The 5,005-nt window shown below is 71.6% G+C and carries 2 protein-coding genes; both read right to left on the bottom strand.

What is annotated here, in order from left to right:
- Window positions 1–2,961 (bottom strand): DUF490 domain-containing protein (locus tag ACH107_RS29800; protein WP_412509331.1); only part of this gene is annotated, 2,961 nt, incomplete at its 3' end.
- Complete coding sequence (locus ACH107_RS29795; protein ID WP_412509330.1) at window positions 2,961–4,760, bottom strand: autotransporter assembly complex protein TamA; 1,800 nt, start codon at window positions 4,758–4,760, stop codon at window positions 2,961–2,963. The genes ACH107_RS29795 and ACH107_RS29800, both read right to left, overlap by 1 nt.
- Window positions 4,761–5,005: the final 245 nt, after the last annotated feature.

The raw sequence follows: 5,005 nt of genomic DNA, 5'->3' as shown, positions 1-5,005 counted from the left end.
CAGCCCCGGCAGGGCGACCGCCTCGGCGGCCGTGCCGGAGGGCACGCGGATATCCGCCCGACCAAGCGTCACGCGGCCGCCGATGCGCGCCCCGCCCGTCAGCGGTCCGATGACGGACAGCGTGCCGTCGGCCGTCGTGGTGAATACCTTGCGATCGGTGAGCGTGAGCCCGGACAGCGCCACGGCGAGATCGGCAGCGTGCGGCGGCACGAGCGACACCGGCCCGTTCAAGGTGAAACTGCCGCCGTCCAGCGGGCTGCCGGACAGCTCGATCCGGGCGGTTTGCGCGCCGAGCGTGACCGTGGCGTCGATCCCTTCGAGCGCGGTATCGAGCGCGGGCAGCGCGGCGCGGGCGCCCTCGGTCCGCGCGGTGCCGGACAGCGCGGCAAGCCCGGGCGTCCCGTCAAGCCGCAGGTCGTAGGTGGCCGTTCCCCGAAGCGAGTTCGGCGCCAGTTGCCGGTTGACGAGCGCGAGCGGAAGCGCGCCGGAAAGCGACAGGTCGAGCTGCCGGCCGAGGTCGCGTATCGTGCCCGCCGCGCGTATCCGCATTCCACCGGGGCCATCCGCGGCGAGGTCGACATCCAGCTCCCGCGCATCGGGCGTGATGGGCTGCAGCGTGCCCTCGGCGGTGAGGGGGCCGTCGAGACCGGGGGCGAACGCCCCGAGATCGGCCAGCCGCATCGACAGGGCGACAGGGCTGTCGGCCGCTGTTGACCGGGCGCTGAGGCGCACCATGGGGGTTTCCGCCTCGAACAGGCTCAGCCGCAGGGTCTCGTTGTCGCGCCCGGCATCGAACCGCATGTCAAGCTTTCCGGCGATCAGCTTGTCGAGATCCGCGATCCCGGTGGCGAGGCTGTCGCCGGATGCGTCGCCGCGCAGGTCGAACCGGCCCGCCCTGATTGCGCCGCTGCCATCGGCGCTGAAACTCAAGCTGCCCTTGAGCGGCGTCCCTGCGAGCGCGGCAAAGGCCGAAAGATCGGGGATGCGTGCCGTGACGCCGCCTTGCACGGGCAGTGCCGGATCCTCGGGGTCAAGACGGCCGTCGGCCTCGATCTCCGCGCCGGCCAGCGTCGCGGCCAGTCGGCTGATCGTGACGTCGCCGCCGGCCTGCCATGTCACCCGCGTGTCGAGCCGCGCGGGGCCGGCCACCCGCGGCTCGACCAGCGCGATGTCGGTCAGCGCGGCGACCACGTCAAGCTGCCCGTCCCGCGGCGAGATGCGGCCCGAGATATCGGCATCCACCGCGTCGTTGTCGAGGTTCAGGCGCTCGATCGCGGTGCCGGTTTCGTCGCGGGCTGCCTTGAGCGCCAGGCGGGTTTCGCCGGCCAGCAGCGGATCGAGCCGGGGCGTGCCGGTTGCGAGGTCGGTGGTGGTTGCGCGAACCTGTCCGTCGAAGGCCCCGCTGAGCAGGGTGGCGCGGCCCTCGAGCGTCATGTCGGCCGCGCCGGCCAGTTCGCGACCGGCAAGGGGGGCGAACCGCGCGAGATCGGGCGTGTCGAGCTGCGCCCGGCCGTCCATTGGCAGGCCGTCCGCCAAGGCTTGCAGCCGTGCATCGGCGTGCAGCTCGGTTCCGCCGGAGGTGAGCCGCAGATCGTTGATCCAGAGCGGGCTGCCCTCTTGCCAGTCCAGCTGCATCCGGGCGTCAAGCCGGGGGCCGAGGGCGGTGGCGATCGCGGTGTCGTGATGGTCAAGCCCGGTGGCGGTGAGCGCGAGCTGCGCGCTGGCCCCCTGCGGCGCGGCCCGGTCGATACGGCCGCGCGCCGTCAGGTCGGCCGCGCCGACGGTCAGGCCGTCCCGGACAAGGCGCGCGATGGTGATATCGGCGGTCCAGCCATCGGCGCGCGCGGCATCGAACCGCGCATCGATCCGGGCGCTGTCGATCAGCGTTTCCGGCCCCCCCATCGGCAGACGCACGGGCCCGTCGCCACCCAGTGTGCCGGACAGCGCGAACCGGCTGGGCCAGCCCTGCGGATCGAGATCGAGCTGCCCGTCAAGCGACAACGCCGCGGCGTCCAGCGTGACATCAGACAGGCGCAGGCTGCCGTCGGCGCCCCGCACGCCGCGGATGGCAAGGCTGGCCCGGCTGCCGAAGAAGGGCCGGAATTCGGGCTGGAAGAGCGGTGCCACGTCGCCCGACAACTCGGCGGCAAAGGTGGTGCCCGGCGTGTCGCGCGCCTCGCCGGTGTCGCGCAGCGTCACGTCGCCGGCCAGCCTGTCCTGTCCGCCGGTGGCCAGCGAGATGCTGGCGGTGAAATCGCTCAGCGGGCCCTCGCCGGCGGCGCGCAGCGCCAGCGAGGGGCGGTCGGGCAGGTTGAGAAGGGTGCCGATCAGCCCGTCCTCGGCCTCGCGCAGGTCGGCGTCGAGGGACAGGACGCGTGTTTCGTTGTCATATGCCGCCCGCAGCTTGAACGCGTCGTCGCGGTCGGTGCGCTTTATATCGAGCCGGGCCTTGCCCTGGCCGCCGACGAGCGACAGGCCGCCCGCAACGGCAAGGTCGGCCCGCTGGCCCAGAACCGCCGGGCCGAGCGTGACGCGCGGCGCGTCGAGCGTGCCGATCTCGATTGACACGGGCAGCTCGGGCAGGGCGAATGGCTGCGCGGCGCTGTCCTCGACCGAGATATCCTCGGACGTGCCCGGCAGGCGTTCCAGCCGGATCTCGCCGGCGCGGAGCGTATCGACCTGCACCCGCCCCGACAGGAGCGCGCTGCGCGTCCAGTCGAGCGTGACATCGCGCAGCACGATCCACTGGCCCGAGTCATCCGCGATGCTGAGCTGGTCGATACTCAGCCGCGAGGACAGCGCGCCCTCGAACCCCTCGATCCGGACCTCGCGCCCGGCAGCCGACAGGTTGTCCTCGAGAAACGCCTGAACATAGCCGCGATCGTCCTGCGCGGTCTCCTGCGCGGGGGCGGGGGCCGTCCACAAGGCGAGCATCAGGGAGACGAGAACGAGAAGGCGCATCAGAATGCCTGTCCGATACCGATGTAGATTTCGAAATCCTGCCCGGCGTCGCTGCCGAGCGGGGTGGCGACGTCCACGCGGATGGGGCCGACGCCGGTGGCATAGCGCGCGCCGAGCCCGGCGCCGCTGTGCCAATCGCCGTTTTCGGTGCCCCAGGACCCCTCGCCGATGAACCCTGTATCGGCGAAGGCGACGGCCTGGAACTTGGCGCCCACGTCCGCGCGGACTTCGCCGCTGAAGCCCAGGAACGAGCGGCCGCCGACGCGCTGCCCGCCGCCGAGATCAACCGCCAGCGACTGGTAGGACTGCCCGCGCACCGTTCCGGCGCCGCCGGAAAAGAACAACATCCCCGGCGGGATGTCGGAAATCGCCGCCCCGGCGACCGAGCCGGCCTGCGCGCGCGCGGCGAGGGTCACGCCGTCATTCGCGCCGAAGGCCCTGTAGGCGCGGGCGTCGGCGAACAGGCGGGCGCCGGTCGAGCTTTCGTCGAGACCGATGAAAGGCGCGGCTTCGAGGTCGAGAAAGGTGCCCGTCGTCGGGTCGAGGGTGTCGTCGCGCCTGTCCCATGTCAGGCGCGCGGGAAACAGAAGATGGCTCAGGGTGCGCGATCCGAGGTCGTCGTCGATCTCGGCGTAGCGCAGGGTCACGCCGGCCTCGCCGGTGAGCCTGTCGGAAAAGACATGCGTCAGGCCGCCGCCAAGTTCGATGTTGCGCTCGCGGAAGTCGCGGTCGTCCAGTTCCTCGATGCTGGCCACAAGGAAGAGGCCGGTATCGGCCGAAAAGGTCGCCGGCCGGTCGAAGCGGGTGGACAGGCGGTAGTCGATGCCGCCGGAATCGCCGCCGATCCCGCCGACCTCGCCATCGACCCTGAACCGCTCGGCCCCGCCGAGCAGGTTGCGATGCAACCAGAAGCTGGACAGCGTGAGGCCCTCCTGCGAGGAAAGCTCGATCCCGGCGCCGGCACGCCGCGGCTTGGCATCGGCGACCTTGGCCTCGATATCCAGGCGGTCACCGGGGCTGACCTGTTCGGCCTCCTGCAGGGCGACGGACCGGAAGACCCCCGTGCGGCGCAGGCGCTTCGAGGCATCCTTGACCGCGTCGGGCGCGTAGACCTCGCCCGTGGGCAGGCCGGCGATGGCGCGTATGCGCTTGGCCCGTACGCGGCTGTCGCCTTTCACGCGCAGGGTGCCGAAGGAAAGGCGCGGCCCCGGCGCCACTGCCAGCCGCGCCTCGAGCGTTCGGCCGCGGTGATCGGCGACCAGATCCTGTTGCGCGACGCGGGCCTTGGCATGACCAGCCCGGCGCCATGCGTCGATGCCCGCGCGGGCCGCCTGACGGACAAGGTCGCCGCGGGCCTGCTGGCCGACGGCGAAATTCTCGGGCAGATCGGTGCCCGGGGCGCGCGGGGCGAGGCTGGCGCGGGAAAAGGTGAAGGCGGCGCCGTGATCCACGGTGATCTCCAGCCGATTGACCGCGGAAAGCCGCGTCAGCGGCGGGATGTCGGCCGCCTCGCGCCCGTCGATCGTGATCGAGATGACGCCGCCGTAATAGCCCGCCGCGTAGAGCACGCCTGTCAGCCGCGCGTAATCGGCCTGTGCGGCGGCGACAAGATCCTGCGGGGAGGCATCGGCCCGCCCGGCCACCTCGAGCGAGAGGGACGTGCCGCGCAGCTTGTCCGAGAAATCGTCGGACGCGCCGGGCGCCGTGAACCGCGTTTCCGTGGCGCCGGCGGCCGCAACGGCGACGGCCAGCCAGACGAGGCTGGGCACCAGTAATTTCAGAACACGTGATTCGATCACTCGACCCTCCGGATATCGGACAGTTTATCGCATGGCGCTGGTCCGAGAACCACGCGGAAACGGGCGGATCGGCCTTGAAACGCCCATCCGTGAAAGCTGCGTGGCGCCATGCCGGTGTCTCAGGTGGCGGGGCGGTAGGCGGCGCTCGGCCCTTGCGTTTGCGTGCCATCTCGTCGCCTCATGTCACGGTGAAGCCGGCGGCGTAGCGCAAGCCCGGAAGGCTGTCAATCAGCACACCGTAGCGT

The sequence above is a fragment of the Roseovarius halophilus (ex Wu et al. 2025) genome (assembly GCF_047086965.1).
This window is presented reverse-complemented; position numbering and strand designations above follow the sequence as displayed.